Source organism: Flavobacterium sp. 28YEA47A (assembly GCF_041262125.1).
GTDB lineage: Bacteria > Bacteroidota > Bacteroidia > Flavobacteriales > Flavobacteriaceae > Flavobacterium.
On record NZ_JBGCCI010000010.1, the window covers coordinates 68,300 to 94,486 of the forward strand.

The following is a 26,187-nucleotide window of genomic DNA, read 5'->3' on the forward strand; positions in this document are numbered from 1 at the left end:
CTATATTGATTGCCGGTTTTATATTAAGAAATATTCTGTTCTGCGCCTCTGGGTCTTTGCGAGAAAATAATTATTCGCAAAGGCGAGAGGCGTAAAGTTTGCAAAGAGAAAATTATTGAAAGCTAACCTTTTTTGTACCTGATTAATGAAGAATCAAATCCCCAAAATTTTAATATTCTCCAGATTAGTAATCGGGTTTTTAATTGTTATTATAAGCTATATAAATATAGAAAACTACAAGCCAATAGCTGTGTCCTTACTAACAATTGGTCTCTTAACAGACATATTTGATGGAATTATCGCAAGAAAATTAAACATTTCAACACAATTGCTAAGAAGGTTAGATTCTACCATTGACCAATTTTTTTTCATTTGTGTCGCGTTTGCTACCTATATCCAATGTCCGGAGTTTTTTAGAAATAATATTCTGTTAGTTTCTATTCTGATAGGAACCGAAATTCTGACTTATGCTGTCAGTTTTTTAAAGTTTAAGAAAGAAATAGCAACACATTCACTTGGTGCAAAATTTTGGACATTGCTATTATTTGGTACACTTATTCAGGTAATAGTAGAATGCCAATCTGTTTATCTGTTTCAAATGTGTTTTTGGATTGGAATGATTACGCGAATTGAAATTATAGGCATTATCCTAACGCTAAAAAAGTGGACAAATGATGTTCCTTCACTCTATCATGCGATACAACTCAGAAAAGGGAAAGAAATAAAGCGAAGAAAATTGTTTAACGGTTAATAATAAAGTATCTTAGAACATGTTTTTTGTGAAAGCCAGAAGAAAAACATGAAGCAACAATACTATTAAGAATTTGAATAAAGGAACAACCGTGAAATAATAAACGAACTCGCTATGCGTAGTACTCCTCAAAATGTAACCGATTATCCAAATGACAATACCTATTTTCTGGTATGGAATTTCAAGGAGCAGATTCCGGCAGAAAAAATAAAGGACGGATTCCAAAGAATATGTGCCTTGGTAATAAATATCAATAACTCTGCCCTTGATCGGTTTCCAGATTCTAAAGCGAGCTGTGTTATGGGAATTGGCTATGAAGCATGGCTAAAACTCGATTTGCCAAAACCGCTGCCCAAAGAACTTAAAGCATTTGAGCCTATTGCAGGCGATAAACATATTGCAGTTGCAACGAAAGGAGATCTTCATTTTCATATCCGCTCTGACCAAAAAAGTTTTGCCTATGACATGTCTTCGATGATTTCGGACTTTATGAAAGACATTGCAGACTGCATTGTTGAAGTTCAGGGATTTCGTTATTGGGATAGCCGGTCTATTTTAGGCTTTGTGGATGGAACAGAAAATCCACATGGAACAGATCGGGATTATTTTTCAGTAATTGATAAACAGGATTTAAAATATCAGGGAGGAAGTTATCTTTTCGTTCAAAAGTATCTTCACAATCTTGATGCATGGAAATCACTTTCGGTTGAACAGCAGGAAAAAGTAATAGGCAGGTCGAAGGATCGTGATATAGAGATGAGCGATGATGTGAAACCTAAAAATTCACACATAGCCTTATCCAACGTAGGCGATGATTTAAAGGTTGTCCGTGACAATATGCCTTTTGGAAATGTTGCTACTAATGAAATGGGGACTTATTTTATATGCTATGCAAGTACGTTCAGTACAGTAGAAAAGATGCTGACCAATATGTTTGTAGGTGATCCTCCGGGTAATTATGATCGCATCTTGGATTTTAGTACTGCCAAAACAGGAACACTGTTTTTTGTTCCTTCATTGGATATGCTTGCTGATTTTTCAGGATAGAATTGTAGATTACAGGCCTTGTTGCTTCGTTTTTAAATTGGTTATATACTCAACCCAGTATTTATATGTAGTTTCATCTATGTAATTGTTTAATCGCAACCCTTCAAGTCTGTTAAGCATAGCATCTAAAAGTTCCATAGATTCAACAGTATTTTCTTCAAAGAAAAATATGAGCCATTGGTCTAAAAGGCTACTTGCTAATATATCATCTGCTAAAGTAAATATATATCCTAAAAGAAAGTTGTCATTATATACTTCATTAGAATCATCGTGTAAAATAAAGGCAAGAAATTCTAATTCTTTATTACTCCATGTAGGCAGTTTTTCTATTAATTCCTCGCGGTCTGTAATAGTAAATGATTTTAAGATTTGATACGCTTCATAGCAGATTCCATCTATTTCATATAAAATTTGCGTACTTCCAGAAGAAAGTCTTATTATTTCCTCATGTAAAGTTTCAACCTTAGATTTCTGTGTAATCATCTTATTTGTTATTGTAAGTAGTGCCTTATTTTGATACTTTAGACTTTTTAATATCTAAAACTTTCTGTTTTATCCATTGAATTGAAATTTCAACTGGTGCTGTAATATTGCCAGAAACAGTATTGTGTCCTAATGTTGGAAATAAGGTATATTCAAAAGGTTTGCCTTGAGCTTTAAATGTATTCAGTTGCTCTATGCACAACTTTACCGGAATTTGGATATCTTTCTCCCCAAAAAGCCAAAGTCCGGGAATTGATAGAGTATTCAAGGAAATTTTCGGATCGGTAGCAGCAAATTGATACCTGTCAGAATCGTTTTTGATATGTTCACGAGCTTCTGCTTCTGTATGATTTTCCCAAAAATCATTATTTCCGTTGGTGTAAAACTGAAATCTAAGTTGTTCCAAAGTTGTAATTGTTGGACAACTAAATAAAACCATAAATTCTATTTGTGGATTTTTACTTGCAGCAATTGGTATTATCCATCCTGCCTGACTGAAGCCAACTAGTCCAATAGGTGTTTTTTTATCTTTCAAATAGGTTCGAAATGTATTTACCGCTTCACTCGCATCGTGAGATAATAAATTTAGATTGGTAGTGTCGATATTATTTGTGCCAACAGTTGGACCTACATATACACCGCCGGATTCTCCAACTCCACGTTTATCGTATGTCAATACAGCAATCCCGTCTTTGGCAAGACGTTTAGCGAACTCCAATTCTCTTTTTACAGGATCAGATCCATGAACAATTACAACTGCTGCAACTGCTTTTTTAGGCGTTAAAATTGAGCCTGCTAGAGTGACACCCTGACTTTCAAACTTTATATCTTGAATGGTAAAATCAGACGATTGAGAAAATGCCATTTCTGGTAAGATTATTAATGATAACCAAAGAAATAATTTAGAAAAAAGAGTAACGTTCATTTTAGATTAATAAGAAAAATTGTTTTTTAAATGGTATTCATTAACATTGTCTACAAAGTTAAGAAACTTGGTGTCAGTGGCGGACACTTTTGAGGATGCTTACAAATATATAGTATTATTCTTTTAATGGTTTCCTGCATAGAAAAATAAAACCAGATATTGTGTGAACCGTCGTTATATGATGTAGCTTTATGATATTTCCAAGTTTTACTTTAATTTTTGTGGTAAAAAAGAGAGTAAGTACAAATCACATTTGTTATTTTTCTGCCACGAAAAATGTAAATTAGCCATGAAAAATGGCTCAGTTTGCAGAAAGTATAAAGGCTAGGCTGCTATTTTCTGTTCCTCAATACCCTTTTCGCTGCGTTATTCAAATGGATTAGAGTTAAAAAAACTTTTAGATGAATTTAAAGATATTCTTAGCACTTTTATTTTTTACAATCAATTTTGCTTATGGGCAAAAAACAGAATTAAAAAAGCCGGGGCTGCTTGAAAAAACGCTGAAAAAAGACAGCATTATTGCCGAATTCACAGAACTATATAATTTAACAAATACAATTCATCCAGGACAATTTATGTTTTGTTCAAAAAAGGAATTTGATAAAACGTATTTATCTTTAAAAAGCACCATAAAAACTGATCTTTCACTTGTAGAATATTATAAACTAACGGCCACTTTAATGGCAAAAATTAAAGATGGACATACAGCCGTTGATAGGGGGCAAATTGTTGCCTTACTAAATGACAGATTGGTTTTTCCTTTCAGCATCTATAAAATTAAGGACAATTATTATTTGGATAAATCATCTCAAGAAAATAAGGAATATGCCGGATTGAGAATTTTAAAAATAAATGGAAAAGATATAAATTCTGTAGTAAACGAAATTAAACAATATATTCATCTTGAAGGCAGAAATGAAACAGGATTAAATACACGATTTAGTAATTTTCCCTTTTATTATTTTATTTACAATCAAACAGAAAAATTTGAAATTGAATATGTAGATAGTAACAATCATAAACAGAAAGACACATTCAAAGGAATGTCATTTAAAACATATACAAATAATATTTCAGAAAAAACAGAACCTTTAACAACTGAGTTTAGAACAACTGATTTGGCTATTTTAAAATTTCGTTCATTTGAAAATGGTTATAATGAAACGGACAGGAAAATTGCAGAGAAACAATTAGACCGCTTTTTTACACAGCTTGACAGTTTAAAAACTGAAAATTTGATTATTGATTTGCGAGATAATGGTGGCGGTTCTGCAGATATTGCAAACTACTTATTTTCATATTTAACCAGCGCCCCTTATTACTATTTTGATTATATGGGAGCAAAATATAAAAGTGTAAAAGAATGGAAGCATTATGCTCAATATCCAGACAATATCGAAGAAATAAATTTGAATGAAACAAAACTCAAGAATGGATTAAATTGCTACACAGAAACTGACAGTGCAGATTATTGGTGGTTTGAACTACAACAGAACAAAGTAAATTTTTATAAAGGGAAGATCAGCGTTTTGATAAACGGTGGATGTTTTTCAACCGCAGGACATTTCTTAGCATTGATGAGGGAGCATAAAATCGGGAAATTTTACGGAGAATATTCGCAAGGGAGTAATTATAGCAATTCGGGCGGACAGGCGTTTATTTTGCCTTATTCCAAAACATTGGTTTGGATACCTACTTTTCAATACAAAATGAGAACACCCCATTTTATAAATGATCCAAAAGGAATTAAGCCGGACGTTGAAATACAAATACAGCCAAATGACTTAAGAACAAAATTTGACAGACAAATTGATTTTGTTATTAAGCAATATCAATGATTTAATGTATATTTTGAAGGTTATGCTAAAAATAAAAAGCCTGTAAATCAAATGTTTGCAGGCTTTTTATTTGTTGTTATTCTTTGTGAACATCATGGATTCCATAAGTCTGTATTGTATAGAAAATCCGTGTTTTCTTACTATTAAGTTGAGCGGATACCGCTACGCCTGGAAAGTCTTTAATGCTGATTCCTTTGATTTTATCGGAAATACTTCAATTCCGAAAAACGATTGTAAATTGATAGTCAACGTTGATGTCTGAAAAAACAGCACTTGTTCATTAGCGAGAACCCTTTTCCTTTGTTTTTTATTTTTGCAAAGGAACATCATGACTTATTTATGTTTGCAGATTATTTTAAACAAAATCTATCATTAAAAAGAAAAACATTTATGAAAAAAACACTACTCTTGGTTGCTTTATTTATTTTTTCAATTGTTGAAGCCCAAACAATTTCCACGGTATTTTCAAACCAGACCACAAACACATCTGGTATCGCAATAAACGGAAATACACTATATGCCGGTGGTTTTTTTGATGGCATTATTTATAAAGTAGACCTGTCACAACCAAATCCAACGGCATCAACATACGTATCAGTACCGGAAGATATTTATGACCTGTGCATCAAAGGCAATTATTTATATGCTTCGGTTTCCGCCATCAGTGCTGACAGCGGCAGAATCATCAGAATAGATATCACGCAGCCCAATCCCACAGTTGAAAATGTAATATCGCTCCCTTTCCCAAATGGTATTACTATTGATAATGAATATCTGTATGTCAATTCAGATAAAAAATTACTCAGAATAGATTTAAATGCGCCGAATGCAACACCGGTTGTAGTTGTGGACAATCTAAATGTAGATAGAATTTTAGGGACAAATGGATTACTGGTTATAGGTAATTATATTTTTGTTTCAACTCCTAATAAACTTGTAAAATACAATTTAGGACAAACAAATCCACAGGAAACTTTAGTTGTAAGCGGCTTTACAACATTACAGGGGATTACCAAAGGGGAAACGGATACTATTATTTATGGTACAGAATATAATCCTGATCACGTAGTCAAAATCAACACGGCAGATGGAACATTCAGTCAAATTGCCACAACTCCGTCGAGAACAAACTGGGACATTATTTTTACTGGCAATGGTTTCTATGTTTCAAACCTGGAAGGAGGCGATGTAATAAAGATAGACATGTCTCTTTCGGTTGATGATTTTCATAAAGATAAAATCAAAATTTATCCCGTACCCTCAGCCAATATCGTAAATTTTGAAAAGGGTATGTTTTTGGGCCTAACCGAAATGGACGGAAAACATATCGACGTGAAAAATAATAATGGTAACAGTATTGACATATCCGACTTGCCAAAGGGAACATACATAGTGAAGTTAAATGTCGAGGGTAAAATATTCCATAAAAAAATAGTAAAGAAATAACCAAAGGATTACAGGCTATTTCTTCAAATACAAGAAAAAGTAATTTCTGCTAACAAGAAAGCCGGCTGATTAAGCCGGCTTTTCTATTTATTTTTCTTTTATAAATTCAGTACCATTGATGTAATCAATTAAGATTATTGCCTTAGCTTTTTTGTGGCAGAAATGATAATAATTCCAATCCCGGCTTGATGTCTAGTATGCACAGGGTACCGTGGTACAGCGCAGAAAGATAATCGGTTTTATATTCCCCGAAAAACTGACATTTGCCGGATTCGGATATTGAATCGCAAGAGTAAACGAAACATTAAGGCTTATGCTGCTATTTGATAAAAGGTTGTGAAATAAAAAAGGACAAACCAAAATTATTCTGGTTTGTCCTTTTGAAGTGACCACGATGGGATTCGAACCCATACGCCTTGCAGCACCACCCCCTCAAGATGGCGAGTCTACCAATTTCTCCACGTGGCCTTAAACAAAAAAAGTTACCCGCCTTGGCGAATAACTTTTGTGACCCGACTGGGGCTCGAACCCAGGACCCCATCATTAAAAGTGATGTGCTCTACCGACTGAGCTATCGAGTCTTTAGCATTCAATGAAATTTCAAAATTTTGTAGTGACCCGACTGGGGCTCGAACCCAGGACCCCATCATTAAAAGTGATGTGCTCTACCGACTGAGCTATCGAGTCATTTTAATTTCTTGAATGCGGGTGCAAATATACGTTCTTATTATTTATTTTTCAAAGCAATTTTGTTTTAAATTTGTCTTTTTTTACTAATCTTTTATAATGCCTTAATTTATAAGGTTTTACTTTAATGATAAAAATTGTTTTATTGGGTTATATGGGCTCGGGTAAGTCAACAATTGCCCAACTGCTGTCTGAAAAAACTCAAATTGGAGCTCTTGATCTGGATAAAATTATCGAAGAAAGGGCAGGGATGTCTATAAAAAATATTTTTGAGCAGAAAGGAGAAGTCTTTTTTCGGAAACTGGAAAATCAGATTTTTAAAGAATTGATTTCCTCCGAAAGAGAAATGATTCTAAGTCTGGGTGGCGGTACGCCGTGCTATGCTAACAATCATGAATTGCTTAATGGCAAAGGAGTGGTCTCTTTTTATTTGAAAGCTTCGATAGAAACTCTTTATAACAGGCTACTTTCTATAAGAAATAATCGCCCTTTAATTGCAGAGCAGGAAGAAGAGGAAATGAAAGAGTATATAGCAAAGCATCTTTTTGACCGTAGCTATTACTACAATCAGGCTACGCATATTGTACCTGTCGATGACAAGTCTCCGGAAGAAGTTGCGGTTGAAATAAATCGTATCCTAGCTTAAATAAGCATAGTCTTCCTGGTCTTCAAAAACAACCTGAACGTGCTCTTGTAATGAAGTAGAAAGTGAAATTCCTTTGAAATCGGCTTTTACAGGGTATTTTTTATGATTTCGGTCCACAAGTACCGCTGTTTTGAATTTCTTTAAAGGAACGTCTAAAAAGTGCTTTACGCCATAGGCTAATGTAGTGCCGGAGTTTAATACGTCGTCTACAAGAACGAGCCCCTTGTTTTCGTATTGTTTTTTCTCTAAAGATGTCGTCACTTCTTTATGCGGATTCTGCTTGTCGATGAAGACTTCGCAAAGGGCTATTTTTAATGGTGATATCTGGGTGAGTTTTTGAGCAATTTTTTCAGCAAAAACATAACCGTTTTTTGCTATTCCGGCGATAACAATTTCTTCTTCGTCAACAAAAGTTTCGTATATCTGATAAGCGATTCGCAGAATTTTGTGTTCAATTTCTTGGTTGTTGAGGATGATATTTTTGCTCATTTTGATTTATTTTTTTCAAAGATAAAAAACGCTTTGCTTGTTTGCGCCATGCGGCAGTTTATATTTTTAATGCTGTTCTGTGTCGTCTTCGTCATTTTCAAAGTCCAAATTAAAGCCGTCAATATCTCTGCGGTCTTTTTTTGTTGGTCTTCCTTCACCATGTTTTCTGTAGTGTTCTTTTGAAAGTTTCAAGAGTTCCAGGTGCTGGAATGCTTCGATAGGAGTTTCATCTTTTCGGTAAATATCAACAAGTTTAGCACCCACACGGTTTTGTGGAATGTCTAAGACGATAACCGTATGCGTAATCTGATCTTTCCTGAAGGTAATCTTATCAGTAGGGAATACTTCTTTTGATGGCTTTGCAATCTGACCGTTTACGGTAATATGATTCTTTTTACATGCTTCTGTAACCATGTTACGTGTTTTATAATATCGAACACACCAGAGGTATTTGTCTACTCTCATTCTAAAACTAAATTCTACGTTAATTTATTTACAAAAATAAATCAAAATTGTATCTTGCGCCTCTAAAATCAATAATAATGACCAGAATTAAGATTTTTTTAATAGCTATAGTTTCAAGCACGGTGCTTTTTTCATGTAAAAAAGACGATGATTCAAAAGTAGCTCCACCAAGAGACAGGGCGACACAATATGCTTCAGACATACAAGATATCGAAACCTACTTAAAGACGCATTATCTTACCGTTACTATGGATGCCAATAATAATCCGATTCCAACTATCATTCAGATTCCGGAAGGAGGTACTCAGGTTTCTATATGGAATCAGCAAGATTATCCTTTAAAATCTAAAATTGTCAAGAATGACGGCAGAACCTATTCAAATGCTGACCCTATAGTTGGAAAGCTAATTAATGATCCTGTTGAATATAAATTATATTATTTAAAAATAAGAGAAGGTGTAGGTCAGTCTCCAACAAGAGTTGATTCTACTTTAGTGACTTATAGAGGTAATACTTTAGACGGAACGCAATTTGATTACAGACCAAATCCGGTATGGTTTTCACAAGAAAGCGTGGTTTCCGGATGGAGAAATGTAATGACCGAGTTTAAATCTGGAAATGCTGCTGATGATCCTTCTAATCCAGGTGGGACATTGTTAACAGATTATGGCGTAGGGATCGTATTCATACCTTCTGGATTAGGGTATTTTAATGGAGCTCCGGCTGGTTCAGGATTGTCTTCTTACTCACCTTTAGTATTTACGATCAATCTGCATTCGGTAAAATTTGCAGATAATGATGGAGACGGAATTCCTTCGTATTTAGAGGATTTGAATGGAAATGGCGATTATTATGACGATGATACAGATGGTGATGGTATACCTAACTTTTTAGATATTGATGATGATGGAGACCGAACAAGAACAAGGACTGAAATTAAAGATGCCTTTGGAAATATCTATCCATTTGATCTGATACCAAACTGTGCCGGAACAATCGGAGGCTTGAAAAAGCATTTGGATCCGACTTGTCATTAAAAAATAGATAAGCAATAAAAAATCCCGTTCAAATGAACGGGATTTTTTATTTTTAGAAGAATCTTTTATTTTCTTTTGATTACTTTTTCAGCAGCTTCAACAATAGCCTGATTGTTTAACTTGTATTTTTGCATCAATTGATCTGGAGTTCCTGACTCACCAAAACTGTCGTTTACGGCAACAAATTCCTGTGGTGCTGGACTGTTTAATGCCAGTACTCTTGCTACGCTTTCTCCCAAACCACCAAGCATGTTATGTTCTTCGGCAGTAACAATACATTTTGTTTTTGCAAGTGATTTCAAAATAGCTTCCTCGTCAAGAGGTTTGATAGTATGGATATTGATTACTTCAGCTGATATGCCTTTTGCTTCCAATGCTTCTGCAGCAACCAGCGCTTCCCATACCAAATGTCCGGTAGCAACAATAGTCACGTCTGTTCCTTCGTTAAGCAATACTGCTTTTCCAATTTCAAATGTTCCGTTCTCCGGAGTGAAGTTTGGAACCGATGGGCGCCCAAAACGAAGATAAACCGGCCCGTGATGCTCAGCAATGGCAATAGTAGCTGCTTTGGTCTGGTTGTAATCGCAAGTATTGATTACAGTCATGCCTGGTAGCATTTTCATTAATCCTATGTCTTCAAGGATTTGGTGAGTAGCTCCATCTTCACCAAGAGTAAGTCCTGCGTGTGAAGCGCATATTTTTACGTTTTTATCAGAATAAGCAACAGATTGGCGGATCTGATCATAAACTCTTCCTGTGGAAAAGTTAGCGAATGTTCCTGTAAAAGGAATTTTTCCACCAATAGTCATGCCGGCAGCAATCCCGATCATGTTAGCTTCTGCTATTCCAACCTGAAAAAAACGTTCCGGATGATTCTTTTTGAAATCATCCATTTTTAGTGAACCGATCAAGTCAGCGCAAAGTGCAACGACATTTTCATTTTTTTGACCTAGTTCGGTCAGTCCCGCGCCAAAACCGGAGCGGGTATCTTTATTTCCTGTATTGATATATTTTTTCATTTTTCTTAATTGAAAGGATTTGAGAATCGATTGGATAAACCCAATTCTAAAATAGATTAATAATCGCTTTCGCTTTCACTGTAGTTTTGAGCCAAAGCATTTGCAAGCTGCTCGTCGTTTGGAGCTTTTCCGTGCCAAGCATGGCTATACATCATATAATCTACACCATTACCCATTTCTGTATGTAGCAATACACAAACAGGTTTTCCTTTTCCTGTTCTTGATTTTGCATCGGTCATACCAGCAATAACAGCTTCGATATCATTTCCTTTCTCGATATCTAAAACGTCCCATCCAAAAGCTTCAAATTTTGCTCTGATGCTTCCCATGTTCAAGACTTCGTCAGTAGGACCGTCAATTTGTTTTCCGTTTAAATCGATTGTAGCGATATAATTATCGACTTTATAAGCCGAAGCATACATCATAGCTTCCCAATTTTGCCCTTCCTGTAATTCACCATCACCATGTAGGCTATAAACTAGGTGAGAATCTTTATTCAGTTTTTTTGTCAAAGCAGCACCAATAGCAACAGACATTCCTTGTCCTAATGAACCGGAAGCCATACGAATGCCCGGAAGACCTTCGTGTGTTGTTGGGTGACCTTGTAATCTGGAATTAATGTGGCGGAATGTTGCCAGCTCAGATATTGGAAAATAACCGCTTCTCGCTAATACGCTGTAGAAAACAGGAGAAATATGTCCGTTTGACAGGAAGAAGATGTCTTCATCCTTTCCATCCATATCGAAACCTGGTTTGCGATCCATTAAATTTTGATAAAGAGCAACGAGAAATTCTGTACAACCCAGCGAACCGCCAGGGTGACCTGAGTTTACAGCATGAACCATTCGGAGAATATCTCTGCGTACTTGAATAGTTAAGTTGTTTAATTGTTGTGTGTTAGGTTTCATTCTTATAGGATAAATTTAAACTGGCGCAAAGATAATCAGATATTTGGATTTTTGGACATCTGAATTTTTAGAATTTCAGATAAGGCATAAATTCCGCTAATAGGTTTTATGACTTAAATATTTCTGAACCTGAGCGATTAATGTGTCAATGTTATGTGTGTAATTGTCTAAAGATTTGCTTTTAAGAAATAATTCTAGGGCTTTTTGGTATTCGCCTCTCTCTTGGTAATAAATCCCTAGGTTTTTAAAATAATAAGGATTGTAGGGATCAAGTTCAAAAGATTGGTTGAGGTCATAGAGTCCTTCTTCTATACGGCCAAGTTTTATTTTTGAAAATCCTCTGTTGTTGTAGGAATAGGCAAATGATTTGTCGATTTCTAGCGCTCTATCAAAAAAAGGAATAGCTTCTTCATATTTCTCAAGTATGTTCAAAGTGTAACCTTTATTGTTTAGTGAATAGCTGTTCATGGGATTCAGTTTTAGGGATATTCCATATAATTTCATCGCTTTTTCATGATTCTCGTAATGTGAATAGATAAGGCCCAGGTTTGAATAGTCCTCCGAATTCATTTGAAATCGTTTTCTGAATTCATCAAAATAATTTTTGGCCTTGCGGTAGTTTTTAATCAGGAGATGGCAATATATAGCCCAACGATAGGTGTCCTGATCCTTGAGTCCGTTGGAAAGTATGGTGTCGAACACAGATGCTGCTTCGGTGTATTGTTTGTTGTTGTATAAAGCTATAGCATCAAAATATTGTTTGGGATATTTTTTATGGCGAAAGAGTCTGACCAGTGAAGTCCCGTCATTATGCCCAATCTTGCCATCATGTAATGTAATGGATTGGTTGCTAGGAATGATGTTTTTTAAAAAATCAAAAATCGAAAGCAATAAGAAAACTAGAAAAAGAAACGATAAAAAGTCTTTCAGTTTATAGGCAAAGGCTAAGTAGCAGGAAATTATTGCAATCAAAAGAGAAGCCAATGGGCCGGTAAGCGTATAAATGATTTTTTTGTTGATCGAAATATTGCTGGCATGAGGAACGCATAAGCCACCTTTCCATTTGAAAAGATTGTATTTTACCCAGATTTCGAGCTTGCCAATGGCCAATCGAAAACTTTTATCGGTATCGCCATAAGATCCTAAAAAAATAGTGGCACGCTCGCGTGTCATTAAAATAGCAGGAATAGCATGGCCGAGTTCATGAAAGACCGTAAGCAAGGGTCTGGATATTAATAATATAGCAAGCAATTCAGCCATCAATTGTGTTTTCATGTCTATCAGGATTTGGCAGGAAAAATGCTTAGGGGGTAGTTACATTTGGGTCTAAAAATAACAATAAATTTTTTTCTTAATGCAAATGCATTTTTATCAACTTAAAAAACTGACAGTAACATTTTTATAGGTTCCAAAAACAGACATACGGTAGGCTTATCGGATTGGATGTTAAATTAAATCATAAATCTAAAATGATAAATCTTAAATAAATTATCTTTGCCTCCCAAAGTTTGGGATAAAGCGAAAAGAATGAAATTTGAACTATTACAAAATGATCCGAATTCAAAGGCAAGAGCCGGAAAAATAACAACGGATCACGGTGTTATCGAAACGCCAATTTTCATGCCTGTAGGAACTGTAGCTTCTGTAAAGGGCGTACACCAAAGAGAATTGAAAAACGATATCAATCCTGATATTATTTTAGGGAATACCTATCACTTATATTTAAGACCACAGACTGATATTCTTGAAAAGGCTGGCGGACTTCATAAATTTATGAATTGGGACAGAAATATCCTGACCGATTCAGGAGGTTATCAGGTGTATTCTCTTTCTTCAAATAGAAAAATTAAGGAAGAAGGCGTAAAATTCAAATCGCATATTGATGGTTCATACCATGTTTTTACGCCTGAAAATGTAATGGAAATCCAAAGAACAATCGGAGCAGACATTATCATGGCTTTTGATGAATGTACTCCTTATCCGTGCGATTATCGTTACGCTCAGCGTTCAATGCACATGACGCACAGATGGCTTGATAGATGTATCAGCCATTTGGATAAATTGCCATATAAATATGGCTATGAGCAAACTTTTTTCCCAATTGTACAAGGAAGTACTTATAAAGATTTACGCCAGCAGTCGGCAGAATATATTGCTAACGCTGGAGCACAAGGAAATGCTATTGGTGGACTTTCTGTTGGTGAACCGGCAGAAGAAATGTACGCAATGACTGAAGTTGTTACGGATATATTGCCAAAAGACAAACCGAGATACCTTATGGGAGTAGGTACTCCTATCAATATTTTAGAAAACATTGCGCTTGGAATTGATATGTTTGACTGTGTGATGCCTACAAGAAATGCCCGTAATGGGATGCTTTTCACCGCTCACGGAACCATCAACATCAAAAACAAAAAGTGGGAAGCTGATTTTTCACCACTAGATGAAATGGGGCACACTTTTGTCGATACAGAATATACAAAAGCCTATTTGCGTCACCTTTTTGCAGCAAATGAATACCTTGGAAAACAAATTGCAACGATTCACAACCTTGGATTCTATATGTGGTTGGTTCGTGAAGCAAGAAAACATATCTTAGCAGGAGATTTCCGCGTATGGAAGGAAATGATGGTTAAGCAGATGGATAAAAGATTATAATAAATCTAAAATAAGATTAGAATCTGGTAGAAAAATGAAGATAATCGACAAGTATATCCTGAAAAGGTACCTAGTCACATTTCTTGTGATGCTGTTTCTGTTTATTCCGATTGGGATTGTAATTGATGTGTCGGAAAAAATCAATAAAATCCTCCAAAATAAGGTGCCGCTCGTAAAAGTGGCTCTTTATTATGTAGATTTTACGATTTATTTTGCCAACCTTCTTTTTCCCATTTTCTTATTCCTATCCGTTATCTGGTTTACTTCCAAGCTAGCCAACAATACCGAAATCATTGCGATTTTAAGCTCTGGAATATCATTCCAGAGATTCTTACGTCCCTACCTGATTGGAGCCACAATTGTTTCGATCTTCGCCTTATTGATGGGATTTTTTATTGTTCCAAAAGCGAGTCAGGGTTTTAATGATTTTAGGTATACCTATCTCAAAGGTAATAACAAAACGAGGGAGACTACCAATGTCTACAGAGAAATCAGCCCGGGTGAATTTATTTATGTGAGCAATTTTAATATTAATTCAAAAACGGCATTTGATTTCTCTCTTAAGAAATTCAACGATAATAAGCTGGACTTTGCTATCAATGCTTCACGTATTCATTTTAATGCAAAAGATACCACGTATACGATGTACAACTATACAAAAAGAAAAGTTGGCGTAGTGGATGATAGGTTAGAGACGGCAGCTAAAAAAGACACGGTTTTTAAATTCGATCTTGAAGATTTGACTCCGGTAATTTATATTGCTGAAACACTGACTTTGGGCGAATTAAATGATTTTATCGACAAGGAAAGAGAACGTGGGTCGTCAAATATCAATACCTATCTTGTAGTACTATATAAAAAATATAGTCTTCCGGTTTCGGCTTTCATCCTTACGGTTATTGCCGTTGCCGTATCTTCTATGAAAAGAAGAGGAGGAATGGGTATGAATTTGGCAATAGGAATTGGTCTTGCCTTTACCTTTATCTTTTTTGATAAAATCTTCGGAACTCTGGCTGAAAAATCGAGTATACCGCCGTTTATAGCTGTATGGCTTCCGAATTTTGTTTTTGGAATTTTAGCGATCTACCTGCTTCGAAATGCAAAAAGATAACAACCTGAAAAGCTATCTTAATCTTCATTTAATTGTTTTTATATGGGGATTTACGGCAATACTTGGCGAACTCATCACGATAAAGGAAGAGTCTGTAGTATGGTACAGGATGCTCATGGCAGGAATTTTCATGCTGATCTATGTATTGGTTACCAAAAAACCATGGCGTATTCCCCGAAAATCGTTTTTCCACCTCATTAGTGTAGGCCTGATTATTGCCCTGCATTGGATATTTTTCTTCAAAGCAATAAACGTTTCTAACGTTTCGATTACGCTGGCTGTTTTTTCAACCGGAGCTTTTTTTGCGTCCATCATGGAACCTATCTTTTTTAATAGAAAAATGCTATGGTACGAAGTGTTTTTCGGGCTTATCATTATTGGCGGCCTGTTGATGATAATGCAGGTTGAAACGCACTATATTTTAGGAATGGTGTATGCACTGATTTCAGTTTTTTTAGGGGTTACTTTTACGCTATTCAATGGCAAGCTGATACAGAAATACGATCCATCTGTAATTACACTATATGAATTTTTTGCAGGAGTCTTTTTTGTGTCTCTTTATCTGTTGTATGGCGGAAAATTTACTGCTGAATTCTTTACTGTTTCTCAACACGATTGGATTTTGCTGCTAGTGCTTTCTTCTGTTTGTACTGCCTATGCGTTTACTGCATCAGTCAATGTCATGAAAAAACTCACGCCTTATACGGTTATGCTCACAACAAACATGGAACCTGTTTATGGTATCATGCTGGCTTATATTATCTTAGGTGATAAAGAAAAGATGAGCCCCGCTTTTTATGTGGGAGCAGTCATTATTTTGGCAACAGTAATTTTAAACGGAATTTTAAAGAATTATAAGGCCAAAAAATCTCTTTTGGCTGATAAATAAAGCAATTCACGACTGTTTTTGATTGGAATGTTTAAGACACAAAGAGGCTAAATCTTTTCAAAAATTAGCTTTTGTTCTTAAATGAAAATCCTATCTTTGCAGTTCGAACTAAACAAAAAATGCACAAGTCCTATGGAATATTTAGATTTTGAGCTCCCTATAAAAGAACTTGAAGACCAATTAGACAAATGCCAAGTAATTGGTCAAGAATCTGACGTTGACGTATCGAATACTTGCAAGCAGATTGAAAAAAAACTTGAAGAAACTAAGAAAAATATATACAAAAACTTAAGCGCCTGGCAGCGAGTACAGTTGTCAAGACATCCTAACCGTCCTTATACTATGGATCATGTGCACGCTCTATGTGGCGACACTTTCCTAGAGCTTTTTGGAGACAGAAGTTTTAAGGATGACAAGGCGATGATTGGAGGTTTGGGTAAAATTGGAGGACAGTCATTCATGATTGTTGGCCAGCAAAAAGGATACAATACAAAAACACGTCAGTACCGAAATTTTGGTATGGCAAACCCGGAAGGTTACCGTAAGGCATTGCGTTTGATGAAAATGGCAGAGAAATTCGGTATTCCGGTAATTACTTTGGTTGATACTCCTGGGGCATACCCTGGATTAGAAGCAGAAGAAAGAGGACAAGGAGAAGCAATTGCAAGAAACATTCTTGAAATGATTCGCCTTAAAGTTCCAATCATCACAGTAATTGTTGGTGAAGGAGCTTCAGGAGGTGCTTTAGGAATTGGTGTTGGAGATAAAGTTTATATGTTGGAAAACACATGGTATTCTGTAATTTCTCCAGAATCTTGTTCTTCTATCTTATGGAGAAGTTGGGAATATAAAGAGCAGGCAGCTGAAGCCTTAAAACTGACTTCATTTGACATGAAAAAACAAAAGCTGATTGACGATATCATACCTGAGCCGCTAGGTGGAGCTCATTATGATAGAGAAACAACGTTCAAATCAGTTGAAAAATACATATTGAAAGGATACAACGAATTAAAAGACTTATCAACAGCTGAATTAGTGGCCCAAAGAATGGACAAATACAGCAAAATGGGCGAATTTAAAGAGTAAACCTTACTAAAATTGAAACTAAATCCGAAGCCCCGTGGTTTCGGATTTTTTTTTGGTTATCAACACAATTTTAATACTTATAAACAAAAGTAGCTAACAAGTCAAAAGGCAATTTCTTTTAATTTTGGTTACATTCGCATTATGGAAAATCTCAGAAATATAAACCCGGTTAGAGTAGATAAAACTACCATAATCAATCTCGAAAAAGGAAAGCTCCCGCCGCAGGCTATCGAACTGGAAGAAGCCGTTTTGGGTGCTATGATGATTGATAAAAAAGGGGTGGATGAGGTTATTGATATTCTCCAGCCTGAAGCTTTCTACAAGGAAGCCCACAAATATATTTTTGAAGCTATCGTACAGCTTTTTAACGATTCACAGCCTATTGACTTATTAACAGTTTCAGCTCAGCTTAAAAAGATGGCAAAGTTGGATCTTGCAGGAGGCGATTTCTATTTGATTCAGCTGACACAAAAAATTTCATCTTCGGCGCATATCGAGTTCCACTCGAGAATTATTCTTCAGAAATTTATCCAACGAAGCCTGATTAAGATTTCTTCTGAAATTATTGAAGAATCTTATGATGAGACAACAGATGTTTTTGATTTGTTGGATAAGGCAGAATCAAAATTATACGAAGTAACTCAAGGAAATATCAAAAGAAGTTCTGAGACAGCCCAAAGTTTGGTTATCCAGGCAAAGAAAAGAATTGAAGAAATTGCGAATAAGGAAGGTCTGAGTGGTGTTGCCACCGGTTTTGAAAAGTTAGATAAAGTAACTTCTGGATGGCAGCCAAGTGACTTGATTATCATTGCAGCACGTCCAGGTATGGGTAAGACGGCTTTCGTTTTGTCTATGGCTAGAAATATTGCGATAGATTTTAACCATGCTGTAGCGGTTTTTTCATTGGAGATGTCATCCGTACAGTTGATTACGCGTCTTATTTCGTCAGAAACAGGACTATCTTCAGAAAAATTACGTACCGGAAAATTAGAAAAACACGAATGGGAACAGCTTAGTATCAAGGTAAAAAATCTTGAAAAAGCACCTTTGTATATTGACGATACACCATCGCTTTCCATATTTGATTTACGTGCTAAGGCGCGTCGTTTGGCTTCGCAATATGGTATCAAATTGATAGTTGTCGATTACCTTCAGTTGATGACAGCAGGTGGTGGCGGAAAAGGAGGCGGAAACCGTGAACAGGAAATCTCTACAATTTCCCGAAACTTAAAAGCTTTGGCGAAAGAATTAAACGTTCCGGTAATTGCACTTTCACAGCTTTCCCGTGCCGTTGAAACCCGTGGATCGAGTAAAAGGCCGTTGCTTTCGGATCTTAGGGAATCGGGAGCTATCGAGCAGGATGCCGATATCGTTTCGTTTATTTACCGTCCGGAATATTATAAAATTGACGAATGGGATGATGATGAACATTCACCAACAGAAGGTCAGGCAGAATTTATCATTGCAAAACACAGAAATGGTAGCTTGGAAAACGTAAGGCTTAAATTCGTTGGAAACTTAGGTAAATTTGACAACCTTGATGAATATGGAACCAACTTTGATGACCTGCCTTCAAAAATGAACATGCAGGATGCGCCATTCCTTACCAAAAACCTGCCTTCGGCAAATGAAGCCTTTGGTAGTAATATGAATAATGTAGATGACGACAGTGATGTACCGTTCTAAAATAGAGTTAAATCCGCCCAACGAGGCGGTTTTTTTTATAATTTGCTTCCCTAAAAACCGTTATCTTTGAAGTAAAATCTTTGGAATGCTTAAAAAAACAGCCTTTTTATTTTTATTATTTTTAACCTCAATTCCGTCTTGGGCATCATTTATTTTGCTTCCAATGGATGAAGCCTCACAAAAAAATCACCTGAAAGCCTACGGAATTACGTATTGGTCACTAGATAAGCACTATAAAGTGAGTTGGCTTTTGAATTATAGAGGTGGCTCTTTTTTGTTACCAGATGCCTCAGAAATCAGAAAGGAATGTCAGATTAGAGGCGTTAGTTTTGAACTGCTTTCTGATGGACAGGCCAATCAAATTTTGGATGAAATCAGTAGCCCATCACAAAACATGGAAACTGTAGTTTTGGAAAAAGCGCCTAAAATTGCTGTATATACACCAAAAGGAAAACAACCTTGGGATGATGCCGTCACATTAGTACTGACCTATGCTGAAATTCCGTTTACCGCAGTTTATGATGAAGAAGTTTTATCAGATGGTCTGCTGTTGTATGACTGGCTTCACCTGCATCATGAAGATTTCACAGGACAGTATGGTAAATTCTTCGGAGCCTACAGAAATGCGCCTTGGTATATTGAGCAAAAGAAAGACGCAGAGGAATTGGCAAAAAAATTAGGCTACAGCAAAGTATCGGAAGAAAAGCTGGCAGTTGCTAAAAAAATACGTGATTTTGTAATAGGTGGCGGATTTATGTTTGCCATGTGTTCTGCTACAGATAGTTTTGATATTGCGCTTGCCGCAGATGGTGTAGATATTTGCGAACCGATGTTTGACGGAGACGAAAGTGAGGCTAATTATCAGGCAAAGATTAAATATGAGAACAGCTTCGCATTTAAAGACTATATTCTGGAAAAGAATCCTATTATCTACGAGTTTTCTGATATTGACATGACAATGAAAAGAAACATCATGCCTGAAAAGGATTATTTCACGTTAATGGAATATTCTGCTAAATGGGACCCGATCCCAAGCATGCTTTGCCAAAACCATACACAATTGGTTAAAGGTTTTATGGGACAAACTACTTCTTTTGACAGTAATCGGATTAAATCCAGTGTTCTTGTCATGGGTGAAAATAAGGTAAATAACGAAGCCAGGTATATTCATGGTACAAAAGGAAAAGGAATGTTCACTTATTTTGGAGGACACGATCCCGAAGATTACCAACACAGGGTGGGTGATGCCCCAACGGTTTTAGATCTGCATCCGAATTCTCCAGGATATAGATTGATACTTAACAATGTATTGTTCCCGGCAGCAAGAAAGAAAAAATTAAAAACATAATCTTTCCAATCCTTTTAACGGAATGAATTATCAAAAAATACTGCAAGAAGTTTATCTTGAAGCCAAATCGTTTCCGCAAATTGGAAATGTTGCCCAAACAATCCCACAACTGTCCACGATAGATCCTGATAAATTTGGTATTCATCTGACTACAATCAAAGGACAAGACTTTGGAATTGGCGACAGCAACGAAAAATTTTCAATCCAGAGTGTTTCCAAAGCGCTGACCGTTGCATTGGCTTTTTCTTTTATGGGTGAAAAAATATGGGAAAGAGTAGGAGTTGAGCCTTCTGGCACAGCCTTCAATTCTCTTGTTCAACTGGAATTTGAAAAAGGAATTCCTCGAAACCCATTTATTAATGCCGGAGCTTTAGTCATAGCTGATATGCTGGTTTCGCATTTGAAACATCCCAAAGAAGATTTTTTGGCTTTTATACGAGCCATTTCAGGCACTCAGGAAATAGATTTCAATTTAAAAGTAGCCCAATCTGAAAAAGATACGGGCTATAGGAATGCCGCTTTGGCTAACTTTCTGAAATCGTTTGGCAATATTGAAAATGATGTAGAAACGGTTTTGGATTTTTATTTCCATCAATGCTCCATTGAAATGACATGTAAGGAACTGGCACATTCGTTTTATTTTTTTGCCAATGAGGGTAAAACTATAGATGGCAATCAGATTTTATCAAAAAGCAATGTCAAGCGTCTTAATGCTTTGATGCAGACTTGCGGTTTTTATGATGAATCTGGCGAATTTACCTATAAAGTTGGGCTTCCCGGCAAAAGTGGAATTGGTGGAGGAATAGCGGCTTTGTTTCCCAAACACTTTACAATAGTAACCTGGAGTCCACGCCTGAATGAAAAAGGAAACTCAGAATTGGGCATGAATGCTTTAGAATTATTTACGACAAAAACAGGAATGTCTGTATTTTAATAAAAAAATCCCAAGCTAAGCCTGGGATTTTTAGTTTTTACTATAATAGTATATCTTTAGTTTTTTACAAACTGTATGCTTTTTTGAGCAGTATTACCTTGGATTTTTAAAACGTAGCTTCCTGAAGCGAGGTCTTTGATATCGATAGTCATTACATCTTCATTTGCAGATTCTAAAGATTTTATTTTCTTTCCGCTTATGTCATAAATAGTGAAAAGCATATTTTCTGATAAAGAATCTACACCGGAGATATAAATCTGCTCTTGTGAAGGATTTGGATATAACGTAATGTTTTTTACAAAATGTTCTTCTGTGCTTAAACGTTTGTCTCTTTTTCCAAAATAGGTGAGTTGCAAGTTAGCAGGATTGCTAATCGTAATATCTCCTAAAACCAAAGAGTTTTGAGATGTTCGACCTTTGTAGTAGTACACATTTTCATCTTGAGAAATATCTAAAATCTTAAGATCAGTGGAATTATTGGTTTCCGTAATTTTATAAAAATCACTCGGATTGCCATTTGTATCGTATTTTACAGAAAACAGATTGCCAATAGCACTATTGCTATTTTCATAGACAATATTATTTCCAAAATTGATGATTTTTATAAATGTTCCTGTGACATGAATGTTATTACTGCTATCAACAAATAATCCTTCAAAAGAATTCAACCCGTTACCTATAACTGGCTGTGTGTCTGTTGCTATTTTTGCGGCTTTAGCCCAAAGCACATTTCCGGCAGGAGCATATTTTGTAAGGTAAGAACCTTGGCCGCTGCCAAAGTTTAATGTAGTTCCTCCAAAACCAATCTGACTGTTATATACCTGACCACATAGGAAGATATTATTGTTGCTATCGGTTACTACGTCAGTAACAGTCGTGTGTGCTGATGAACTGGTTGGAGCGGTAGATGCCCACAGTGCCGTTCCGTTACTGTCATATTTCGCAATAAACAAGTTTGCATTATTGTTAGTCACGGATTTGTTGATCGTTATGGTGCCAAAAGTAGTTGACCGACAGAAAACCATTCCCGCTATATATACATTTCCAAGATTGTCAATGGTCATGGCTTTTGGCTGTGTACCTACCCTGTGAGGCTCATTAATGGAAGAGCTCCCATTATAGGTTGAAGATTTTAACCAGATTACATTTCCGGAAGTATCCAATTTGGCAACAAACGCTTTGTCCATAAAACTTATAACCGCTGTATAACCTGCACTTGGAGTTGTGATATTGTCTAAAGTATACGTATTGCCTGTATGTGTTCCGGTAAGGTATAGGTTGTTGTCTTTGAATTTTAGGATAGGAGCACCATGATAATCCATCACTTTACTCCAGATTACATTTCCATTTAGGTCAAACTTTGCCAAAAAAGATTTCATCTCATCATTTTGAGTTTGTAATGTATTTGCACCAAGTATAATGTTACCACTAAAATATCCGGTTACATAAAAATGATTGTTATTATCATAAGCGATTGATGTAAAACCATCAATTTTAGATCCTGGAAAATGCTTGACAAAAAGAAGATTTCCGTTTGAATCATGTTTGGTAATATAAGTATCCTGATATTTTGCATTGGTAATTGGAGATACCTCACTCGAATTAGTAATAACTGTTCCTTCAATGGTTAAAGTTTCAGTATTAAATACGCCAATATGGTAGATGTTTTTTTGGGTATCCATAAAACAATCATTAAAGGCAGTACTGAGATTTGGAAAACTTTTAGCCCAGCTCCAATCAGCGGTTTGGGCATTTAGAATAGAGTAGAAAAATAAAAGAAAAAGAGTAATTTTTTTCATAAATTATTTAATTTTTAGGGAGTTCTTACGGAATAAATATAAGAATTAATTAAATAATGAAGAAAAATAAAACTGCTTGAAACACGGCAAGTGTCTCAAGCAGCTGTATATTTAGACTATTCCGTCCTCATTTTCTTTGTCGAGATATTGCTGGACAATCTCGATAGCATTGGTCACTACATCGCTGAGTGCTGTGATAAAAGTTCCTTCATCGGCACTATTGATGGCATGTTTTATCGCCTCGGTTTCTTTAGGAATAATTTCATAAGTGATATCTCTTCCGGATTCTTCGATTCCTTCCAAAATCAGATTGATGATTTCTTCTTCGGTTCTTCCTCTGAGATGTTTTTCCTGTCGGATAATGATATGGTCAAACATCCTACCTGCTATCATTCCACATTCTTTAATATCTTCATCACGCCTGTCGCCAACACCTGCAATAATTCCTATTTTTCGGCTAGATTCGATATTATTAAGCAAATCTTCAATAGCCATATATCCGGACGGATTATGCGCGAAGTCAATCATAACCTTGAATTTTTTGAATTCAAAAATGTTCATTCTTCCCGGAGTTTGAGCAACGCTTGGAATAAAGGTCTGAAGTGAAAGACTTATATCTTCTGTTTTGAATCCCCATAAATAAGATGCCAGAGTAGCCGCGAGAACATTCGCAATCATAAATTTTGCTTTTCCGCCTAATGTCAACGGAATGTGAGCGGCTTTTTCAACGCGTATTTTCCAATCACCTTTTTTTATAGTAATGTATCCGTTTTCATAAACAGCAACTGTTCTGCCTTCTTTTCCTAATTTTTTAATCAATGGATTTTCTTCATCCATACTGAAATAGGCTACATTGCATTCCAGTTCAGAGGCAATTTTTACGCATTCGTCATCATCAGCATTTAAGATCGCCCATCCGTCTTTTTTGACACTTCGGACAACAACTTTCTTTACACGGGCTAAATCCGAAAGCGTATCGATATCGTTTAATCCTAAATGATCGGCAGAAATATTGGTGATTATTCCAATGTCGCAACGGCTAAAACCTAATCCTGCACGAAGTATTCCGCCACGGGCAGTTTCTAATACGGCAAATTCGACAGTTGGATCTTTCAGTATGTATTCCGTACTGATTGGCCCGGTCGTATCACCTTTTTCCAACATATGGTTTTGTATATAGATACCGTCAGAAGTTGTAAATCCTACTTTATACCCGTTGTTTTTTACAATATGGGCAAGAAGCCTCGTTGTGGTGGTTTTTCCGTTAGTACCTGTAACTGCTATAATCGGAATGCGGCTCGGTTTTCCCGGAGGATAAAGCATATCAATTACTGGTGATGCAACGTTTCTTGGCAATCCTTCAGATGGAGCCAGGTGCATTCTGAAACCAGGAGCTGCATTGACTTCCAAAATAACGCCACCATTTTCGTTTAACGGTTGCGTCAGATTTTCTGCCATAATATCGATACCGCAAATGTCCAGTCCAATTACTCTTGAAATTCGTTCCGAAAGGAAAATGTTTTCCGGATGCATCATATCGGTAACATCAACAGAAGTTCCGCCGGTGCTCAGATTTGCCGTAGATTTCAGATAAACAATCTCTCCTTTTCGAGGTACAGTTTCTAAAGTATAATTCATCTTTTCCAAAAGATCTGTAGTATCTCTGTCAACCGTAATTTCTGTAAGGACATTTTCATGTCCGTAACCTCTGCGGGGATCCTGGTTTTCAATTTCGATTAATTGCTCGATAGTGTTTGTACCGTTTCCTTTGACATGGGCAGGAACTCTTTGTGCCGCAGCAACTATCTTATTGTCGATTACCAATACCCTGAAATCAAATCCGGTAATGAATTTTTCTACAATAACCCTGCGGCTGTATTTTTGTGCATAGACCAGTCCGGCTTTTGCATCTTCATAATTAATCACATTGATAGAAGCTCCTTTTCCGTGATTACCATCTAAAGGTTTTATAACAATCGGATAACCTATTTTATCAATCGTATTTTGCAAGTCTTCCTCGTCCACACAAATAGAACCTTTGGCTACGGGAATGGAAGCATTGTCTAACATCCTTTTGGTTTCTTCCTTATTACAGGCAATATCTACAGCAATGCTACTTGTCTTGCAGGTAATTGTTGCCTGAAAACGCATCTGATTAATGCCATAACCAAGCTGTACTAAAGAATTGGTGCCTAAACGAATCCAAGGAATATCTCGGGCTACGGCTTCTTCGACTATACTTCCCGTACTTGGGCCTAAACGGTCGCGTTCTCTGATTTCACGCATTTTTTGAATGTCTGCTTCCAAATCATAATCAGTGCCAGCTATCAAGGCTTCAGCAATGGCTACTGCCGATTCTGCTGCAAAAAGACCCACATTTTCTTCAGTATAGCTAAAAACAACATTATAGACGCCAGGAGTTTTTGTTTCACGGGTTCTTCCAAATCCGGTTTCCATTCCGGCAAGTGTCTGGATTTCTAAGGCAATATGTTCAATAACATGTCCCATCCATGTACCTCGTTCAATTCGCATGAAAAAACCTCCGGGTACACCTTCAGAACATCGGTGTTCATACATTGTAGGAAACATGGCTTCGATTCTCTCTTTAAATCCGTCGATCTTATTCGTAGGATATTGTTCCATTTCTTCAAGATCCAAACGCATCTGGATTAATTTTTTTCTGCGAACGCTCCAAATGTTTGGTCCGCGTAAGGCTTGTATTTTGAGTATTTTCATAAATGGATGGGTGAGTTAAGTTAATTAATAAGTGTAATTGCTTAATAGGTAGGTGATTATGATTTTTGGTGTACTATTTGCTGTCAGATTTACAGCTATTTTTTATAGATTTAGTTAAAAAAATTAAAATAAATTTCTACTAAAATAATTTTTTTAAAATATCAATCAAAATTTTTTTAAATTTTTACTATAAAACTAT

At 36.1% G+C, this 26,187-nt stretch carries 22 protein-coding genes and 3 tRNA genes; 13 read left to right on the plus strand and 12 right to left on the minus strand.

Annotation, left to right across the window (positions count from 1 at the left end):
• The first annotated feature begins 145 nt into the window (after positions 1 to 145).
• Both ABH942_RS14560 and ABH942_RS14565 read left to right on the plus strand, forming a co-directional pair.
• A complete protein-coding gene (locus ABH942_RS14560; protein ID WP_370033215.1) occupies positions 146 to 751 on the plus strand; it encodes a CDP-alcohol phosphatidyltransferase family protein in 606 nt (201 codons plus the stop codon).
• A 114-nt stretch (positions 752 to 865) separates the two neighbouring features.
• On the plus strand, positions 866 to 1,798 hold the full coding sequence (locus ABH942_RS14565) for a Dyp-type peroxidase (protein WP_370033217.1): 933 nt from the start codon (positions 866 to 868) through the stop codon (positions 1,796 to 1,798).
• Positions 1,799 to 1,807: 9 nt separating this feature from the next.
• On the opposite strand, the gene ABH942_RS14570 is transcribed toward ABH942_RS14565, so the two are convergent.
• Positions 1,808 to 2,281 (minus strand): hypothetical protein, encoded by a 474-nt coding sequence (locus ABH942_RS14570; RefSeq protein WP_370033219.1) that lies wholly within the window; start codon positions 2,279 to 2,281, stop codon positions 1,808 to 1,810.
• A gap of 25 nt (positions 2,282 to 2,306) precedes the next feature.
• Positions 2,307 to 3,206, minus strand: coding sequence for an alpha/beta hydrolase family protein (locus ABH942_RS14575; RefSeq protein WP_370033221.1), 900 nt, complete (start codon positions 3,204 to 3,206; stop codon positions 2,307 to 2,309).
• A gap of 401 nt (positions 3,207 to 3,607) precedes the next feature.
• Between ABH942_RS14575 and ABH942_RS14580 the strand changes: the two genes are divergently transcribed.
• Positions 3,608 to 5,044 carry a S41 family peptidase gene (locus tag ABH942_RS14580; protein ID WP_370033223.1) on the plus strand — a complete coding sequence of 479 codons (1,437 nt, stop codon included), beginning with the start codon at positions 3,608 to 3,610 and terminating at the stop codon, positions 5,042 to 5,044.
• Positions 5,045 to 5,434: 390 nt separating this feature from the next.
• The gene (locus tag ABH942_RS14585; protein ID WP_370033225.1) at positions 5,435 to 6,490 is read left to right on the plus strand and encodes a T9SS type A sorting domain-containing protein; all 1,056 of its coding nucleotides are present in this window, start codon (positions 5,435 to 5,437) and stop codon (positions 6,488 to 6,490) included.
• Between the two features lie 386 nt (positions 6,491 to 6,876).
• Here the strand turns inward: ABH942_RS14585 and ABH942_RS14590 are convergent.
• The 3 genes from ABH942_RS14590 to ABH942_RS14600 all read right to left on the minus strand — a co-directional run bounded on the left by ABH942_RS14590 (position 6,877) and on the right by ABH942_RS14600 (position 7,177).
• A tRNA-Leu gene (locus ABH942_RS14590) sits at positions 6,877 to 6,958 on the minus strand.
• 40 nt (positions 6,959 to 6,998) lie between these two features.
• Positions 6,999 to 7,071: transfer RNA gene (locus tag ABH942_RS14595), tRNA-Lys, on the minus strand.
• Between the two features lie 33 nt (positions 7,072 to 7,104).
• A tRNA-Lys gene (locus ABH942_RS14600) sits at positions 7,105 to 7,177 on the minus strand.
• Positions 7,178 to 7,304: 127 nt separating this feature from the next.
• On the opposite strand from ABH942_RS14600, the gene ABH942_RS14605 reads away from it, so the two are divergent.
• Positions 7,305 to 7,823: a shikimate kinase gene (locus ABH942_RS14605; RefSeq protein ID WP_370033227.1), complete on the plus strand. Its 519-nt coding sequence runs from the start codon at positions 7,305 to 7,307 to the stop codon at positions 7,821 to 7,823.
• Here ABH942_RS14605 and ABH942_RS14610 read toward each other — a convergent pair.
• Both ABH942_RS14610 and ABH942_RS14615 read right to left on the minus strand, forming a co-directional pair.
• Complete coding sequence (locus ABH942_RS14610) at positions 7,815 to 8,312, minus strand: phosphoribosyltransferase family protein (RefSeq protein ID WP_370033229.1); 498 nt, start codon at positions 8,310 to 8,312, stop codon at positions 7,815 to 7,817. The genes ABH942_RS14605 and ABH942_RS14610 overlap by 9 nt on opposite strands.
• A gap of 66 nt (positions 8,313 to 8,378) precedes the next feature.
• Positions 8,379 to 8,777, minus strand: a complete 399-nt coding sequence (locus tag ABH942_RS14615; protein WP_370033231.1) for an RNA-binding S4 domain-containing protein — start codon at positions 8,775 to 8,777, stop codon at positions 8,379 to 8,381.
• A gap of 77 nt (positions 8,778 to 8,854) precedes the next feature.
• On the opposite strand from ABH942_RS14615, the gene ABH942_RS14620 reads away from it, so the two are divergent.
• Positions 8,855 to 9,814, plus strand: coding sequence for an FKBP-type peptidyl-prolyl cis-trans isomerase (locus tag ABH942_RS14620; RefSeq protein WP_370033233.1), 960 nt, complete (start codon positions 8,855 to 8,857; stop codon positions 9,812 to 9,814).
• 65 nt (positions 9,815 to 9,879) lie between these two features.
• Here the strand turns inward: ABH942_RS14620 and ABH942_RS14625 are convergent, their stop codons facing one another.
• The 3 genes from ABH942_RS14625 to ABH942_RS14635 form a co-directional block, all read right to left on the minus strand.
• Positions 9,880 to 10,833 carry a transketolase family protein gene (locus ABH942_RS14625; protein ID WP_370033235.1) on the minus strand — a complete coding sequence of 318 codons (954 nt, stop codon included), beginning with the start codon at positions 10,831 to 10,833 and terminating at the stop codon, positions 9,880 to 9,882.
• A 56-nt stretch (positions 10,834 to 10,889) separates the two neighbouring features.
• On the minus strand, positions 10,890 to 11,741 hold the full coding sequence (locus tag ABH942_RS14630) for a transketolase (RefSeq protein WP_370033237.1): 852 nt from the start codon (positions 11,739 to 11,741) through the stop codon (positions 10,890 to 10,892).
• A 96-nt stretch (positions 11,742 to 11,837) separates the two neighbouring features.
• Positions 11,838 to 13,016, minus strand: a complete 1,179-nt coding sequence (locus tag ABH942_RS14635) for a M50 family metallopeptidase (protein ID WP_370033239.1) — start codon at positions 13,014 to 13,016, stop codon at positions 11,838 to 11,840.
• Positions 13,017 to 13,268: 252 nt separating this feature from the next.
• Between ABH942_RS14635 and tgt the strand changes: the two genes are divergently transcribed.
• From tgt to ABH942_RS14670, 7 genes are all read left to right on the plus strand, one after another.
• Positions 13,269 to 14,399, plus strand: a complete 1,131-nt coding sequence (gene tgt / locus ABH942_RS14640) for a tRNA guanosine(34) transglycosylase Tgt (protein WP_370033241.1) — start codon at positions 13,269 to 13,271, stop codon at positions 14,397 to 14,399.
• Between the two features lie 34 nt (positions 14,400 to 14,433).
• Positions 14,434 to 15,510 carry an LptF/LptG family permease gene (locus ABH942_RS14645; protein ID WP_370033243.1) on the plus strand — a complete coding sequence of 359 codons (1,077 nt, stop codon included), beginning with the start codon at positions 14,434 to 14,436 and terminating at the stop codon, positions 15,508 to 15,510.
• On the plus strand, positions 15,497 to 16,399 hold the full coding sequence (locus ABH942_RS14650; protein ID WP_370033244.1) for a DMT family transporter: 903 nt from the start codon (positions 15,497 to 15,499) through the stop codon (positions 16,397 to 16,399). The genes ABH942_RS14645 and ABH942_RS14650 overlap by 14 nt, the downstream gene beginning before the upstream one ends.
• 132 nt (positions 16,400 to 16,531) lie before the next feature.
• A complete protein-coding gene (locus tag ABH942_RS14655) occupies positions 16,532 to 17,485 on the plus strand; it encodes an acetyl-CoA carboxylase carboxyltransferase subunit alpha (RefSeq protein WP_370033246.1) in 954 nt (317 codons plus the stop codon).
• Positions 17,486 to 17,626: 141 nt separating this feature from the next.
• Positions 17,627 to 19,171, plus strand: a complete 1,545-nt coding sequence (gene dnaB / locus ABH942_RS14660; protein WP_370033248.1) for a replicative DNA helicase — start codon at positions 17,627 to 17,629, stop codon at positions 19,169 to 19,171.
• Between the two features lie 85 nt (positions 19,172 to 19,256).
• Positions 19,257 to 20,519 (plus strand): asparagine synthetase B, encoded by a 1,263-nt coding sequence (locus ABH942_RS14665; RefSeq protein ID WP_370033250.1) that lies wholly within the window; start codon positions 19,257 to 19,259, stop codon positions 20,517 to 20,519.
• 22 nt (positions 20,520 to 20,541) lie between these two features.
• On the plus strand, positions 20,542 to 21,453 hold the full coding sequence (locus ABH942_RS14670; RefSeq protein WP_370033252.1) for a glutaminase: 912 nt from the start codon (positions 20,542 to 20,544) through the stop codon (positions 21,451 to 21,453).
• 56 nt (positions 21,454 to 21,509) lie between these two features.
• Here ABH942_RS14670 and ABH942_RS14675 read toward each other — a convergent pair whose 3' ends face one another.
• Both ABH942_RS14675 and cphA read right to left on the minus strand, forming a co-directional pair.
• Entirely contained in the window at positions 21,510 to 23,252 is a 1,743-nt protein-coding gene (locus tag ABH942_RS14675; protein WP_370033254.1) for a T9SS type A sorting domain-containing protein, read from the minus strand.
• A gap of 111 nt (positions 23,253 to 23,363) precedes the next feature.
• Positions 23,364 to 25,988: a cyanophycin synthetase gene (gene cphA / locus ABH942_RS14680; RefSeq protein WP_370033256.1), complete on the minus strand. Its 2,625-nt coding sequence runs from the start codon at positions 25,986 to 25,988 to the stop codon at positions 23,364 to 23,366.
• Positions 25,989 to 26,187: the final 199 nt, after the last annotated feature.